The sequence below is a fragment of the Streptomyces sp. A5-4 genome (genome assembly GCF_051131715.1).
In the GTDB taxonomy this organism is placed as follows: Bacteria; Actinomycetota; Actinomycetes; order Streptomycetales; family Streptomycetaceae; genus Streptomyces.
Map to the genome: position 1 here is coordinate 737,321 of NZ_CP178591.1, position 13,984 is coordinate 751,304.

Consider the following 13,984-nt stretch of genomic DNA (forward strand, 5'->3'; position numbering starts at 1 on the left):
CTCCTTCGCGGGAGTTGGGCGGGCGTGGTCAGTCGAAGAGGTCGGGGTCGGAGGCGGTGATCTGGTCCCACAGCGGCTGGGCCTGGAACCAGCCCGCGAAGTGACCGCCGACCTGGCCGCGGGTGTGCAGCGCGGTGTCGCGGTCGATGTGCTTGGGCGTGCCGGCGGCCATCGCCAGCAGTTGGGCCTGGCAGGAGCGTTCCATCGTGATGAACCACCAGACGGCCTCGGCGACGGACCTGCCGACCGTCAGCAGGCCGTGGTTCTGGAGGATGACGGCCTTGTGCGGGCCGAGCGCCGCACCGATGCGCTTGCCCTCCTCGGCGTCGCTGACCACTCCGGTGAAGTCGCTGTAGAGGCCGTGGTCCTCGAAGAACGCGCAGGCGTCCTGGGTGATCGGGTCGAGCGGAATACCAAGGCTGGAGAAGGCCTTGCCGTGCAGCGAGTGGGAGTGTGCGGCGGCCAGCGCGTCGGGGCGGGCCTTGTGCACCTCGGAGTGGATGACGAAGGCGGCCCGGTTCACGGGACGGGCGCCGTGCAGCAGCTTGCCCTCGTGGTCGACCAGGATCAGGTCGGAGGCCTTGATCTGGCCGAAGCTCATGCCGAAGGGGTTCACCCAGAACCACTCCGGATTCTCCGGATCGCGGACGGTGATGTGCCCGGCGACCCCCTCGGAGAAGCCGAACTTGCCGAACAGCCGGAATCCGGCGGCGAGTTGTTCCTTGCGATAGCGCCGTTCGGCGTCGACGGAGTCGAAGACCGGAGGTGTCGGGACCGAGACCCCCTCAGGCATCGGGCCTACGGCTGCGGCGATGACTTGGGACATCGTGGGCGGCGTCGCGGCGGTCATGGTTGCCTCCTCGTCCATCGGATACGTCGTACGCATCGGATACATTCGCGTATCCGATACGGGTCGGGATGCTTTCCGAGGTCGTACGGACTGTCAAGGGCCCGGGGAGAACCGGGAGGATCCGCGGACTTCCGGGAGGTGCACGATGCCCAAGGGACCGACCAAACGGCGGCCGCAGACGCTGGCACGGCTGCTGGACGCGGCGCGCGAGGTGTTCGCCGAGTCCGGCTTCCGGGGCGCCGGGATCGAGGACATCTGCCGCCGGGCCGGCTTCACCCGGGGCGCCTTCTACTCCAACTTCCGGACCAAGGAGGAGCTGTTCTTCGCGCTCTTCGACGCGCACGCCGACCGGGAACTCGCGCGCATCGCCCGCACGGCCGCGGAGATCGGTGACACCGAGCTCACCGTCGGCCGGATCGCCGAGTTGCTGGCGTACATCGAACCGGACGAGCGCACCTGGTTCCTGGTGACCACCGAATTCACGCTGCACGCCATCAGGGACCCGCGGGCCGCGCGGATGCTCGCCGATCATGACGCCCGACTGCGCGCCGAGGCGGTCCGGCTGCTGCGTGAGCTCTTCGCACGGGCCGGGCTGCGCCTCACCGTCGATCCGGACGACTTGGTGCGGATCGTCATCGCGATGCGCGAGGGGGCGCTCGGCCAGAGCTACGTCGAACCGGAGCGGCTGGCGCCCGGGACGCTCGCCCGCCGGTTCCTGCCTCTGCTGCTGTCGGCGTCGACCACCCCGGACCGCACGGCCTGAGCCGCGCCCCCGGTCGCCCTCGGCGCGCCCCGACCAGTGCGCCGATGCCGGCGCGGCTCGGCGCCCGCACGGCCGCCGCGGCACCCGGCCGCGGGCCGTCCTGCCCTCGGCCGAACGGGCCCGGCACCGGACAGAGCGTCCCGGCCGGGCGGCTGCGGGTGCCCCGGCCCGGGTCCTGGGGCGGACCGGCCCGGCCCGGCCACCGACGGACCGTCCTGTCCTCAGCCGCGACAGACCGCCCTGACCTGGGGCAACGTCTGCTCCAGGGGCCACTGTCAGTGGGCGGGTGCACACTGGCCCGTATCTGAGACATCGGCGTCCTGGAGGTGTCGGCAATGACCGACGTACTGCTCACGGTAGGTACCCGCAAAGGACTCTTCATCGGCCGCAGGCGCGGCGGGGAGTGGGAGTTCGACGGGCCGCATTTCAACGCGCAGGCGGTGTACTCGACGGCCATCGACACCCGCCGGGCGGTGCCCAGGCTGCTGGCCGGCGGGGACAGCGCGCACTGGGGGCCGTCAGTCTTCCACTCCGACGACCTCGGCGCGACCTGGGTCGAGCCGCAGCAGCCTGCGGTGAAGTTCCCGCAGTTCACCGGGGCTTCGCTGGAGCGGGTCTGGCAGCTGCATCCGGCCGGGCCCGCCGCGCCCGACGTGGTGTACGCGGGCACGGAGCCGGCCGCGCTGTTCCGCTCCACGGACGGCGGGGAGTCCTTCGAGCTCGTGCGCTCGCTGTGGGAGCACCCGACCCGCTCCCAGTGGGTGCCGGGCGGTGGCGGTGAGGGGCTGCACACGATCGTCACCGATCCGCGCGACGCGCGGGCCGTGACGGTCGCGGTGTCGACCGCCGGAGTGTTCCGCTCGACGGACGGCGGCGAGAGCTGGGCGCCGTCCAACAAGGGCGTCTCCGCCGTCTTCCTGCCGGACCCCGACCCGGAGTTCGGCCAGTGCGTGCACAAGGTCGCGCAGGATTCGGTCGATCCGGACCGGCTGTACCTCCAGAACCACTGGGGTGTCTTCCGCAGTGACGACGCGGGGGCGCAGTGGCACGACATCGGGGCGGGACTCCCCTCCACTTTCGGCTTCGCCGCCGCCACGCACCCTCACCGCGCGGACACGGTGTATCTCTTCCCCATCACCGCCGACTCCGACCGGGTGCCCGCGGACAACAAGTGCCGGGTCTACCGGACGAGCGACGCGGGCAAGAACTGGGAGCCCCTGTCGGCCGGACTGCCCGCCGAAGCGCACTACGGGACGGTGCTGCGCGACGCCCTCTGCACGGACGACGCGGACCCGGCAGGCGTGTACTTCGGCAATCGCAACGGTGAGCTCTTCGCGAGCGCGGACGACGGGGACAGCTGGCAGCTCCTCGCCTCGCACCTGCCGGACGTACTGAGCGTGCGGGCGGCGGCCATCGGTTGATGAGGGCGGGGGCTGCGCCAGTAGAGTGACGCCCGTGGCAGCGAGACCGTTGAAAGAAATCGTCGAGCCGGGCTGGGCGGACGCTCTGGAGCCCGTGGCCGAACAGGTCGCCGCGATGGGCGACTTCCTGCGTGCGGAGATCGCCGCGGGACGTACCTACCTGCCGGCCGGGGCGAATGTACTGCGGGCGTTTCAGCAGCCGTTCGCCGAGGTGCGGGTCCTGATCGTCGGCCAGGACCCGTACCCCACTCCGGGGCACGCCGTGGGGCTGAGCTTCTCGGTGGCGCCGGAGGTGCGGCCGTTGCCGGGCAGCCTGGAGAACATCTACCGTGAGATGCACACCGACGTGGGTGCGCCCCGCCCGTCGAACGGCGACCTGACGCCCTGGACGCGCCAGGGGGTGCTGCTGCTCAACCGGGCCCTCACCACGGCCCCGCGCGCGCCCGCGGCGCACCGGGGCAAGGGCTGGGAAGTGGTGACCGAGCAGGCCATCCGGGCGCTGGTCGCGCGCGGCGGGCCGCTGGTGTCCGTGCTGTGGGGGCGGGATGCCCGCAATCTGCGTCCCCTGCTCGGCGACCTGCCGGCCGTCGAGTCCTCGCACCCCTCGCCGATGTCCGCCGACCGTGGCTTCTTCGGCTCACGCCCGTTCAGCCGGACCAATGAACTGCTGGTCGGCCAGGGCGCGCAGCCGGTCGACTGGCGGCTGCCGTGACGGCGGCCACCGGGGCGGCGCCCCGCGGCGGTACGGGCCCCTGGGTGCTGGGGGTGGACTCGGGCGGCTCGGGGCTGCGGGTGGCCCTGGCGGACGCCGGGAACGGCCCGGACGACGGGAGCGGCCCGTCCGCCGGAAACGGCGTGGGCGCCGTGGACAGTATCGGCGCGGGAATCCCCGACGGCCTCGGAGACGGCGTCGGGCCGGTGCGGAGCGCCGCGTCCCGGGTGCCCGTGCGCACCGGGCCCGCCGGAATCGACGCCGCGCATCTGCTGGACCAACTACTGCCCATGGTACGGGTCTTGCTGGATCGGGCCGGGGCCGACGCCGTGTCGGCCGTCGCGATCGGCGCCGCCGGAATGGCGACGCTCGGCGCCGACCTGCGCGCCGAGCTGCCCGGGGCGCTGGCGCGGTCGCTCGGTGTCCGGCGGCTCGCGCTGGCGGGCGACGCCGTCACGGCGTACGCGGGAGCGCTCGGCCAGCGGCCCGGAGCTGTGGTCGCCGCCGGTACCGGGATGATCGCGCTGGGTACCGATCTGACCGGCTGGCGCAGGGCGGACGGCTGGGGTCACCTGCTGGGCGACTGCGGCGGGGGCGCCTGGATCGGGCGGGCCGGACTCGACGCGGCGATGCGCGCCCACGACGGCAGGCGCGGCGGTTCCCCCGCGCTGCTGGCCCGGGTGGAAGCGGTTTTCGGTCCCGCTCCCGAATTGCCCGCGCTGCTCTACCCGCGCGGCGACCGGCCCGCGGTGCTCGCCTCCTTCGCGCCGGAAGTGGCCCGCTGCGCCACCGCCGAGTCGGCCGATCCGGTCGCCGCCGGGATCCTGCGGGAGGCCGCCCGGCACATCGCCGACGCCGCGGTCGCCGTGTGCCCGCCGTCCGGGGAGTGCGAAGTCGGCCTCGCCGGTGGGCTGTTCAAGTTGGGCGACCCCCTGCTCGTGCCCCTGCAGGGCGAGCTCGCCGCGCGATTGCCGCAGGCCCGGACGGTGCCGGCCGCAGGTGACCCGCTCGACGGGGCGGTGCTCATCGCGACGGCGTTGGCCACCGGGGACCTGCGCCTACCGCTGGATGAGCGCCTGCTGCACGTACCGACAGAGCAGGGCAGTTGAACTCAAAGCGACTCACGGGATAAATGGGGACAGATACCGCTTGATTGGGCCCTCCCCGAACGGCCGGGTACCCAAAGCCAGTAGCATGCGGCGCCATGAGCTCCTCCACTGGGCCAGCATCCGGCCTGCCTGTACGAATGCCGCGACCCCGCCAGTCCGGACGGCACCGCCGCCCGGAACCCGCGGTGGCGCCCGAGGGCGCGCCCGCGCTCGTCCTCGCCGTCCCCGGCGCCCCGGGCAGCGCTCCGCGCGGCCTGGCGGAAGAAGTCATCAGCATCGCCCGCTCCGAGCTGCCCGGTCTTGACGCCAGAATCGGCTACCTCGACGGCGACGACGGCGAATACCCCTCGCTCGGCAGCGTCCTCGCGCACGCCGCCACCGAGCGCACCGCCCGCTACGAGCAGGCACTCGCCGCGGGCCGCGAGGCCACCGAGCCACAGGGCGTCGTCGCCGTCGTGGTGCCGCTGCTGGCGGGCCCGGAGAACGCCCTGATGCGCCGGATACGTCAGGCCGTCATGGACAGCCGTGCCGCGGCCGAGCTGACCGACGTCCTCGGTCCGCACCCGCTGCTCGCCGAGGCGCTGCACGTACGCCTCTCCGAGGCCGGCCTGGCCCGCGCCGACCGCGCCAGGCTGTTCACGGTCACCACGGCGGCCGACGGCATCATCCTGGCCACCGTGGGGGGCGACGAGGCCGTGCAGGCCGCGGGCATCACCGGCATGCTGCTGGCCGCGCGGCTCGCCGTGCCGGTACTGGCCGCCGCGCTCGACCAGGAGGGCTCGATCGCCGCCGCCGCCGCGGAGCTGCGTGGTTCGGGTTCGGCCCAGCTGGCTCTCGCGCCGTACGCGATCGGCCCCGAGGTGCCGGACAGTCTGCTCGAAGCCGCCGTCAAGGAGGCCGACTGCGCGACGGCCGAGCCGCTGGGCGCGTACCCCGCGATCGGCAAGCTCGTGCTGTCGCACTATTCGACGGCGCTGGGCATCGCCCCGCAGCAGCCCACCCAGGGGGCGCCGGTCCGCTGACCGCCGGGAGCCGCTGAAGGGTCCACCGGACGCGGGCCCTTCACATTGCTGATGACGCCCGGCCCGCGCGGGCCCGCGCCGTGGCGCGCGACGCGTCGGCCGCGGTCCGTCAACCGAAGACGACACAGGAGGCGGCGGGCGCCTCGATGGAGCCCGTGCGGTGCGGGATGCCCGTTTCCTGGTCGATGTCGAACCAGGACACGTCCCCGGAGCGCTCGTTGGAGACGTACAGCCGACGTCCCGTCGGGTCGAGCGTCAGGTCGCGGGGCCAGTGACCGCCGCACGGCACCGCCGTGACCAGCTCCGCCTTGGCGCCGGTCGCGTCGAGTGCGAGGACGGCGATGCTGTCGTGACCGCGGTTGGCCGCCCACAGGAACCGTCCGTCGTGCGAGGCGACCACCTCGGAGGGGTACACCTCCCCCTCGGTACCGGCCTCCACCACGGAGGTCTCGTCGAGCGGTACGAGAAGGCCGGATTCCGCGTCCCACCGGCAGACGATGAGGGTGGGCTCCAGCTCGTTCAGGACGTACGCGTGGCCGCCGTCCGGATGGAAGGCCATGTGGCGCGGGCCGGTGCCCGGCCGCAGCGGGGTCTCGGCGTGCACGCGCAGGGTGCCGGTGGCGGCGGTGAGCTCGCCGACGCGCACGGAGTCGGTGCCGAGGTCGACGCTGAGCACCCATCGCCCGCCGGGGTCGGCCAGCACCTGGTGCGCGTGCGGCCCCTCCTGGCGGTCTTCGCGCGGGCCGTTGCCGCGATGGTGCAGGACGCAGGTGGCGGCATCCAGTGCGCCGTCCGCCCGCACGGGGAGCACGGTGACGCTCCCCGAGCCGTAGTTGGCGGTCACCAGGTGTCCGGCGGCGAGGGCGAGGTGGGTGGGCGACGCACCGCCCACCGGCACCGCGTCGCCGAGCGGCCGGGGCACGTCGCCGGTCACGTCGAATGCCGCTGCCGCCCCGTCCTCGGTCTCGCTGACGGCGTACAGGACCGTGGAGCCGGGCGCGATCGCCAGGAAAGACGGGTCCTGGACCGTGTCCGTCGCTCCGAGCCGGGTCAGCGCGCCCGTTTCCCCGTCCACGGCCGCGGCGATGATTCCGTGCCCTCCTGCCGAGGTGAACGACCCTATGAATGCGCGCCCGTCCGCGTTGCTGCTGCTCACCGTGGAGCCCCTTTCCGCCAGTTGATCGTGCTGCGGGGCCGACGCTAGCAGGGCACGGAGCGGTCTAGACCAAATACTCTCCACGGGTGTTTGCCGACGCCTCCGGGTGGTGCACATAGGCGGGCCGCCGCTCGGTGGTGTCGTACGTCCGGTGGAAGACGGGGGTGGCCGCACCGGAGATCGGCGGCACGATCCACGACCAGTCCGCCCCCACTCCGCGGCCCTTCGCCTCCTCCCGGTCGAGATGGGTGAGGAAGCGCGACGACTCGGTGTGGTGGTCGGACATGGTGATGCCCGCGCGGTCGAAGGAGTGCAGCACGGCGCGGTTGAGCTCGACGAGCGCGCGGTCCTTCCACAGCGAACGGTCGCTCGACGTGTCGAGTCCGAGCCGTTCGGCGACGAGCGGCAGCAGGTTGTAGCGGTCGGTGTCGGCGAGGTTGCGGGCGCCGATCTCGGTGCCCATGTACCAGCCGTTGAAGGGCGCCGACGGGTAACAGATGCCGCCGATCTCCAGGCACATGCAGGAGATGGCCGGTACGGCGTGCCAGCGCAGTCCCCATTCGGCGCCCCAGCTGCCGTCCGGATGGCGCAATTCGACTTCGAGCACCGCGTCGTCCGGCAGCACGTACCAGTGCGGCGTCCCGTCGCCGCCCTGGACGATCAGGGGCAGTACGTCGAAGGGCGTGCCGGGGCCGCCCGGCCAGCCCAGCCGCAGCGCGAGGTCGGTGATCCCGGTGTTGCGCGGGTCGCCGACGACGCGGCCGTCGGTCGTGGCGTAGCCCGCGTACCGCACGAGCTGTTCGTTCCAGATGCGCGGGGCTCGGCGGCTCGGGGTGTCCGGAGCGAACACGGTGATCAGCGGGCGGATCCGACCGCCGTTGCCGGCCTCCCGCAGATGGGCCGCGGACTCCCGGGCGATGTCCGGGGCTTCGCCGAGGTCTCTGCGGTCGCGGACGCGCAGGGAACGCCAGTAGAGGCGGCCGATGCACCGGTTGCTGTTGCGCCAGGCGACACGCGCCCCGAAGACGAGCTCCGCGGCGCTGTGCCGATACGTTCCGGTGGCGGCGATCTCGGCCCGTACGACAGCGAGCCGACGCTCCGCGGCGCCCGGGTCGGCTGCGGCGCACTCCTCGCGGTGGTGGAGCAGGATGAATTCCTCGGCCTGCCGGTTCAGCGCACCAGGCGCGTGGTCCGGGCCCTGGTGGCCCGCCGGGCATCCCAGGTGCCCGTCCGGCGCGGCGGACGGCCTGTCGGGCCGCTCGGTGTGCGGCGTGGGAGGAATCGGCACCTCGTCCTGACCCACGGATCGACGACGGTACTTCCACATGGCGTGCACCCCCGGGCTGAAGGGGATACGGACCGCTCCCGCGCGACCCGCGCCGGTCACCCCTGCGATGCCGCCGGGTTACCCCCTGGGTGCGCTGATCCACCCTGCGGATGCCGGGTACACGCGCATCATTCGATGGCCTGCTGTCCAGGCCGCAGCTCAGGCGCTTACGAGAGGCCCGCGCGAGGGCGCGCGCAGGGGCGCTGCGAGCTCGCCGAGCGCCCTTTCGAGCTCATGGAGGTGCCGGAGCGCCGCCTCGGCCCCGGGGTGCTGGGCGGGCGCCTGTGCGGGCACGGGCCGCTGTCCGGTGGGTACCGCCCCGGCCGGTGACACCAGTGCCTCCACCGCGGCCTCCACCCGCGCGCAGGCGGCGGCGAGGCGGGCGTCGTGGGAGGCGTCGGGGTGGGCCGCGACGGCGGCCAGGGAGCGCACCAGGCGGGCGCAGTCGTCGAGCAGCGTGATGACCTGCCGGGCGCGGGCCTTGCGGGCGCGCAGGGGGCTCAGCGGGTGCACCAGGGGGGCGAGGGTCATCCGTACCCGGGCGAGGAGCTGTTCCAGTTCGGCCGCGTGCGGGGCCGGGTCGGCGTCACCGTCCCCGGCCAGGCGTCGCGCGGCGTGGGCCGTGCAGGCGCGGACGCTGTGCAGCGCGCGCCGGATCCAGGCGTCGGTGGTCGCGTGGGTGGTGACGGGCAGCACGAGGCCGACAGCGAGGGCGGCGCCGAGCGCGCCGACGGCGGTCTCCTGGAAGCGCAGCAGGAGCAGTCCGGGGTGCAGGACGCCGAGGAGCCCGTACAGCAGGCCGGCCATGACCGTCACGAAGAACATCATCCAGCTGTACGAGGGGGCGGCGGTGTAGAAGATCCCGAAGACGCAGACGGCGACCAGGGCGGCGGTCGGCGTGGGCGCACCGGCGAGCGGGATCGCGACGAGCAGTCCGGCGCCGATGCCCACGACCGTGCCGACGACCCGGCGAAAGCCCCGGACCAGGGTCTCGCCGCGCGTGGTGGTGTTGACGAAGATCCACCAGGCGGTGCCGACGGCCCAGTACCAGCGCTCGTGGGAGAGCAGCTGCCCCATGGCGAGGGCGAACGCGCAGGCGGCCGTCACCTGGAAGGCCTGGCGGGTGGTGGGACGGGTGATGCCGCGTCCGGTCAGCGGGGCGGGCGCGGCCGGCGGTGGGGTCCGGCGCTCGATGGGCCACAGGGCGAAGCGCACGGTCGCGCTGACCGCGACGGCCAGCGTGACCGCGGCGTACAGCCCGGGCAACTGCCCGGGTTCGGCGTGCAGGAACTGAGTGGCGAAGAACTGCATGAACGCGAAGATGCCGAGCGCGTGGCCGCGCGGCCCCCAGCGCCTGGCGTAGGCACCACAGAGGACCACGGCGAGGAACGCCAGGTCACGTACGTGCGGCAGGCCGTGCAGGGCCGTCGCCAGGGCCAGTACGGGCAATCCGACGGCGGGCAGCAGCGCGGTGGTGACCGCCTGGCGGCGCACGGTCGGGTCCTGGACCGTGAAGAGCGCGAGCAGCGCGGCGAGGCCCGCCGTGATGGAGGCGGTCAGGGACAGGCCGACCAGCTCGGCGGCGGCCACCGAGAGGCCCACGCCGACGACGGCGCGGGTGGAGACGCGCAGTCGCAGACGCCCCGGGTCCGGAGCCATAAACATCCTCTTCACGACGGTCCGCCGCCCCCCTTGTTCCAGTGGGTGTTCCCGCAGGCATGGCAAAGGCGCCGCGGGTCCGGGAAGCGGCTTCGTCGCCGTCCCGGCGCTGCACGGCGCCATCGCTAGTCAGAGGAAAGCATCTAGAGGGTCGGTGGCTCAACTCAGCTCCCTGGGACTGGACCATTGGTACAGTCAATGCCGCGACAGTCGAGCCACAGGGAGACCAACGGATCATGGCAGTGGACGAGCTCGACACGCGCATCCTGCGGTTGCTCATCGAGCAGCCGCGCAGCAGCGTGCGCGAGTACGCCCGCGTCCTCGGCATTGCCCGAGGCACCCTTCAGGCCAGGCTGGACCGGCTGGAGCGGGACGGCGTGATCACCGGAACCGGCCCGTCCCTGTCCCCCGCCGCACTCGGCCACCCGGTGCTGGCCTTCGTCCACGTCGAGGTGACCCAGGGGCATCTTGACGAGGTGGGTGACGCCCTGGCGGCCGTTCCCGAGATCATCGAGGCGTTCTCCATCACCGGCGGCGGTGACCTGCTGACGCGGGTGGCGGCGCGCGACAACGGGCACCTGGAGGACATCATCCAGCACCTGATCCAGCTGCCGGGCGTGGTGCGCACCCGCACCGAGGTGGCGCTGCGCGAGCGCGTCGCGCACCGGCTGCTTCCGCTGGTCGAGGCGGTGGGCAGGGCGGCCGGTACGCCACGTTGATCACCGGATTGGCATGCTGGGGGGCATGAGCACCCCGCGCGGCATCTCGGTCATCTTCGATCTCGACGGCACTCTCGTGGACAGCGAACCGAACTACTACGAGGCGGGCAAACGGCTGCTCGCCCAGTACGGGGTCGCGGACTTCAGCTGGGAGGCGCACAGCCGTTTCATCGGCATCAGCACCCGCGAGACCCTGGAGGTCCTGCGTGAGCAGTACGGGATCGAGGCGCCGTTGGAGGAGATGCTGGCGCGGAAGAACCGGCTCTACCTGGAGCTGGCCGGCCTGTCCACCGAGGTCTTCCCCCAGATGCTCACGTTCGTCCGGCGGCTGCACGCCGACGGCGTCCCCATGATCGTGGCGTCCGGTTCCTCCCTCGCCGCGATCGAGGCGGTGCTCACCGGCACCAGCCTCGACGCGCTGATCACCACCGTGGTCTCCGCCGAGGAAGTCCCGTACGGCAAGCCCGCCCCCGACATCTTCCTGGAGGCCGCTCGCCGGATCGGGGCCGAGCCCGCGGACTGTGTGGTCCTGGAGGACGCGGCGCCCGGCGCGGTGGCGGCCCGTGCGGCGGGGATGCGCTGCATCGCCGTCCCCTATGTGCGCGGCACCGAGAGCGACCCGGCGTTCACCGCGGCCGAATTGCTCTTCCCCGGCGGGCAGAGCGAGTTCACCGCGCAGGCGGCGTACGACTGGCTCCGCCGGCCGGCGCCCGTCCTGTCAACTCCCTAGCTATGCGGCGGTGTCGAAGGTGTAGTGCTTGGTGTGGTCCAGCATGTCGGCCGGCGTCACGTCGTTCCAGGGGCGCATGATGTCATGGAGGTCCACGACGTTGGCCGTCCCCGCGGCCGGCAGGTAGGCGGAGTTGGGGTGACGTGCCTGCCACTGGGCCCAGAGCCGGTCGATGAACGCGTGGTGCAGCCAGAACACAGGATCGTTGGGCGAGACGCCGGTGGCCATCTGACCGCCGACCCAGACGTGCACCCGGTTATGGAGGTTGACGCCGCGCCAGCCCTCCAGATGGTTGCGGAATCCGTCCGACGCGCTATTCCAGGGCGCGGTGTCGTACGTGGGCATGGCGAGCACGGAGTCGACCTCCGCGCGCGTCGGCAGTTGCGGCACACCCGACCCGAGCGCCCGGCGGAGAAAGCCGCGCCCGTCGACCCTTACCGTGACCGGCCATCTGCCGCCCCCGAAGGCGAACGCCCCTTCGGTGACCTGCCCGTCCCTGCTGCGGCCAGTGCCCCCGAGGAAGTCCGGGGCCCACAAGGAGGACGCGGCGGTGCGGTCCGCCGTCCAGTCCCAGTAGGGCAGCGCGACGGTCGGGTCGACGGCCTGCAGCGCCTGCTCGAACTGTATGAGAAATCTGCGGTGCCAGGGCAGGAAGGAGGGTGACCGGTGGCCCACCCGGTCCCCGTTGTCGGTGTCGCTCATGATGAAGGCGTTGTGCGTGGTGATGAACGTGTCGTACCGGCCGCTGCGCTTGAGTTCGAGCAGCGCGTCGACGAAGGCCCGCTTCTCGGCCGTGGTGAGGTTCGCCTGGTTCTTGCGTACGGTCATGAGGTGCTCCCCGGTTCAGGAAATGGTCGGCGGAATCGCGCGTCACGGGATCAGGCCAGGGGAACGAGTACGGCGCCCTGGAGCTCCATCACCGCGGCCCGGGTCACCGCGCGCGGGGTGGCGAACGTCTCGTAGTGGTTGACGACGCTGATCCACGTGCCGTCCGCGTTCCGCATGACGTGCAGTTCCTCGCCGTCGATCCGCACGGAGTAGCCGCCACCGTGCCCCCCGTGATGGCCTCCGCCGGCCGACGGCGCGCCCTCTATGCGGCGCCCCTGGAAGGTCTCGCTGAACGGCTGCGGCCCTTCGTGTCCGGAGTGCCCCGGGTGGTCCTCGGGATGCTGGCCGGCGGTCCGCGGGTCGGACGCGCCGGCCGTCCGCACGAAGCCCGTCAGAGCGAGGCCGGTCAGGGCGGTCGCTGCGGCGCCCAGGGCGCGACGGCGGGTGAGTTGTGACATGGAAAAGCCCCCAGATATGACTGCGATGCGGTGAACCCGTAGGCAACTGGCCTCGGATTCGTCGTCATTGACGGCGCGTCACCGGCGGCGCGTGCGGCTCGGTCAGGGCCTGCGCAGCCCGGTGGGCCGTCTTGGCATATGCCTACAGCCATACGTCCGGTGGGCAGTAGTCGCAGCGGGTCGGTTCACCGCTATACGGACAGACCGGGATACGAAGTGCAGAATTGAACGAAGTTGATCTTTCTGTCCTGGTGGCGAAACGGCGCCGCATCAGGACTTCTTGCGGAAGATATGGCGATCCCGTGAAGAATCTCCTGCCGCACCCGAACTGACGTGGCTGCGCTCACATTCGAAAGCTGTCCGGAATCCCCCGCCCCGCGCGCCGCGCCCCCGGAGCCCTAACTCCCGTCCGCACCACGCGATTCGATCCGGAAGTCGAACGCGGCGGTCCCCGGGTCGAGCGCCGTGACCCCGCCGTCGACCGTGAGGACGGCCCCGTTGACGAAGGACGCCGCGGGCGAGAGCAACCATCCGACGGCTTCGGCGACTTCACGCGGCTCACCGGGGCGCCGCGCGGGAATCAGCCGGGTCGCCGCCTCGTAACCCGCTTCCGCACGGCCGTCCCCCAGCTCCGCCTCCTGTGCGAACCGTGCCATCCGCCGGTCGGCCATCTCCGTACGCACCCAGCTGGGGCACACGGTGTTGGCCCGCAGGCCCTGCGGCCCGTAGTCGACGGCCAGCGACCGGCAGAGCTGGAGCAGGGCCGCCTTGGAGGTCGCGTACGCCGCGTTGCCGACGCCGTTGCGCAACGCGGCCACCGAGGCGACCGCGACCACCGAGCCGCGCGCGGCCAGCAGGTGCGGGAGCGCGGCGCGCAGGAGCAGGAAGGGCCCGGTGACGTTGGTGCGCATGACGCTCTCCCAGTCGTCGACCGACAGCTCACCGACCGCCCCGCTGCGCCCGATCCCCGCGTTGAGCACGAGCCCGTCGAGCCGCCCGTAGGCGGACACGGCCGCATCGACGAGGTCGACCACGGCATCGGGGTCGGCGGCGTCGGAGGGGTGCGCCAGGGCTCCGGTCTCCTCGGCGAGCACGCGCAGCGGCTCGGGGCGCCGCCCCGAGATCACCACCTGGTGCCCGGCCTCGCGGAGCAGTCTGGCAGTAGCGGCGCCGATGCCTGTGCCTCCACCGGTCACGATGACAACTCGCTGATCAGCCATGGTCGTACGG

General features: G+C 72.5%; 14 protein-coding genes. 7 read left to right on the forward strand and 7 right to left on the reverse strand.

Going from position 1 to position 13,984, the window contains the following annotated elements; all coding sequences use genetic code 11:
- Positions 1–28: 28 nt before the first annotated feature.
- On the reverse strand, positions 29–850 hold the full coding sequence (locus ACLLJJ_RS03300) for a class II aldolase/adducin family protein (RefSeq protein ID WP_434587747.1): 822 nt from the start codon (positions 848–850) through the stop codon (positions 29–31).
- A gap of 145 nt (positions 851–995) precedes the next feature.
- Between ACLLJJ_RS03300 and ACLLJJ_RS03305 the strand changes: the two genes are divergently transcribed.
- From ACLLJJ_RS03305 to ACLLJJ_RS03325, 5 genes are all read left to right on the forward strand, one after another.
- Positions 996–1,613, forward strand: coding sequence for a TetR/AcrR family transcriptional regulator (locus tag ACLLJJ_RS03305; RefSeq protein ID WP_434587748.1), 618 nt, complete (start codon positions 996–998; stop codon positions 1,611–1,613).
- A gap of 335 nt (positions 1,614–1,948) precedes the next feature.
- A complete protein-coding gene (locus ACLLJJ_RS03310) occupies positions 1,949–3,034 on the forward strand; it encodes a WD40/YVTN/BNR-like repeat-containing protein (protein WP_434587749.1) in 1,086 nt (361 codons plus the stop codon).
- Between the two features lie 34 nt (positions 3,035–3,068).
- Positions 3,069–3,746 (forward strand): uracil-DNA glycosylase, encoded by a 678-nt coding sequence (locus ACLLJJ_RS03315; RefSeq protein WP_434587750.1) that lies wholly within the window; start codon positions 3,069–3,071, stop codon positions 3,744–3,746.
- Entirely contained in the window at positions 3,743–4,855 is a 1,113-nt protein-coding gene (locus tag ACLLJJ_RS03320; protein ID WP_434587751.1) for an N-acetylglucosamine kinase, read from the forward strand. The genes ACLLJJ_RS03315 and ACLLJJ_RS03320 overlap by 4 nt, the downstream gene beginning before the upstream one ends.
- Before the next feature lie 95 nt (positions 4,856–4,950).
- Positions 4,951–5,877, forward strand: a complete 927-nt coding sequence (locus ACLLJJ_RS03325; RefSeq protein WP_434587752.1) for a sirohydrochlorin chelatase — start codon at positions 4,951–4,953, stop codon at positions 5,875–5,877.
- A 109-nt stretch (positions 5,878–5,986) separates the two neighbouring features.
- Here the strand turns inward: ACLLJJ_RS03325 and ACLLJJ_RS03330 are convergent, their stop codons facing one another.
- From ACLLJJ_RS03330 to ACLLJJ_RS03340, 3 genes are all read right to left on the reverse strand, one after another.
- Positions 5,987–7,033, reverse strand: coding sequence for a lactonase family protein (locus ACLLJJ_RS03330; protein WP_434587753.1), 1,047 nt, complete (start codon positions 7,031–7,033; stop codon positions 5,987–5,989).
- A 64-nt stretch (positions 7,034–7,097) separates the two neighbouring features.
- On the reverse strand, positions 7,098–8,255 hold the full coding sequence (locus tag ACLLJJ_RS03335) for a nitric oxide synthase oxygenase (RefSeq protein WP_434600284.1): 1,158 nt from the start codon (positions 8,253–8,255) through the stop codon (positions 7,098–7,100).
- Positions 8,256–8,519: 264 nt separating this feature from the next.
- Positions 8,520–10,025, reverse strand: coding sequence for an FUSC family protein (locus ACLLJJ_RS03340; RefSeq protein ID WP_434600285.1), 1,506 nt, complete (start codon positions 10,023–10,025; stop codon positions 8,520–8,522).
- 230 nt (positions 10,026–10,255) lie between these two features.
- Here ACLLJJ_RS03340 and ACLLJJ_RS03345 point away from each other — a divergent pair, with 230 nt between their 5' ends.
- Together ACLLJJ_RS03345 and ACLLJJ_RS03350 are read left to right on the forward strand one after the other, a co-directional pair.
- The gene (locus tag ACLLJJ_RS03345; protein WP_434587754.1) at positions 10,256–10,738 is read left to right on the forward strand and encodes an Lrp/AsnC family transcriptional regulator; all 483 of its coding nucleotides are present in this window, start codon (positions 10,256–10,258) and stop codon (positions 10,736–10,738) included.
- A 25-nt stretch (positions 10,739–10,763) separates the two neighbouring features.
- A complete protein-coding gene (locus tag ACLLJJ_RS03350; protein ID WP_434587755.1) occupies positions 10,764–11,468 on the forward strand; it encodes an HAD family hydrolase in 705 nt (234 codons plus the stop codon).
- On the opposite strand, the gene melC2 is transcribed toward ACLLJJ_RS03350, so the two are convergent.
- The 3 genes from melC2 to ACLLJJ_RS03365 all read right to left on the reverse strand — a co-directional run bounded on the left by melC2 (position 11,469) and on the right by ACLLJJ_RS03365 (position 13,974).
- Positions 11,469–12,296: a tyrosinase MelC2 gene (gene melC2, locus ACLLJJ_RS03355; protein ID WP_434587756.1), complete on the reverse strand. Its 828-nt coding sequence runs from the start codon at positions 12,294–12,296 to the stop codon at positions 11,469–11,471.
- 50 nt (positions 12,297–12,346) lie between these two features.
- Positions 12,347–12,754 (reverse strand): apotyrosinase chaperone MelC1, encoded by a 408-nt coding sequence (gene melC1, locus ACLLJJ_RS03360; protein ID WP_434587757.1) that lies wholly within the window; start codon positions 12,752–12,754, stop codon positions 12,347–12,349.
- Positions 12,755–13,152: 398 nt separating this feature from the next.
- Entirely contained in the window at positions 13,153–13,974 is an 822-nt protein-coding gene (locus ACLLJJ_RS03365) for an SDR family NAD(P)-dependent oxidoreductase (RefSeq protein ID WP_434587758.1), read from the reverse strand.
- Positions 13,975–13,984: the final 10 nt, after the last annotated feature.

Bases quoted from the DNA above. Each gene is read 5' to 3' on its own strand.
- ACLLJJ_RS03300 (WP_434587747.1), bottom strand. From the start codon at position 850: ATGACCGCCGCGACGCCGCCCACGATGTCCCAAGTCATCGCCGCAGCC.
- ACLLJJ_RS03305 (WP_434587748.1), top strand. From the start codon at position 996: ATGCCCAAGGGACCGACCAAACGGCGGCCGCAGACGCTGGCACGGCTG.
- ACLLJJ_RS03310 (WP_434587749.1), top strand. From the start codon at position 1,949: ATGACCGACGTACTGCTCACGGTAGGTACCCGCAAAGGACTCTTCATC.
- ACLLJJ_RS03325 (WP_434587752.1), top strand. From the start codon at position 4,951: ATGAGCTCCTCCACTGGGCCAGCATCCGGCCTGCCTGTACGAATGCCG.
- ACLLJJ_RS03340 (WP_434600285.1), bottom strand. From the start codon at position 10,025: ATGTTTATGGCTCCGGACCCGGGGCGTCTGCGACTGCGCGTCTCCACC.
- ACLLJJ_RS03345 (WP_434587754.1), top strand. From the start codon at position 10,256: ATGGCAGTGGACGAGCTCGACACGCGCATCCTGCGGTTGCTCATCGAG.
- ACLLJJ_RS03350 (WP_434587755.1), top strand. From the start codon at position 10,764: ATGAGCACCCCGCGCGGCATCTCGGTCATCTTCGATCTCGACGGCACT.
- melC2 (WP_434587756.1), bottom strand. From the start codon at position 12,296: ATGACCGTACGCAAGAACCAGGCGAACCTCACCACGGCCGAGAAGCGG.
- melC1 (WP_434587757.1), bottom strand. From the start codon at position 12,754: ATGTCACAACTCACCCGCCGTCGCGCCCTGGGCGCCGCAGCGACCGCC.
- ACLLJJ_RS03365 (WP_434587758.1), bottom strand. From the start codon at position 13,974: ATGGCTGATCAGCGAGTTGTCATCGTGACCGGTGGAGGCACAGGCATC.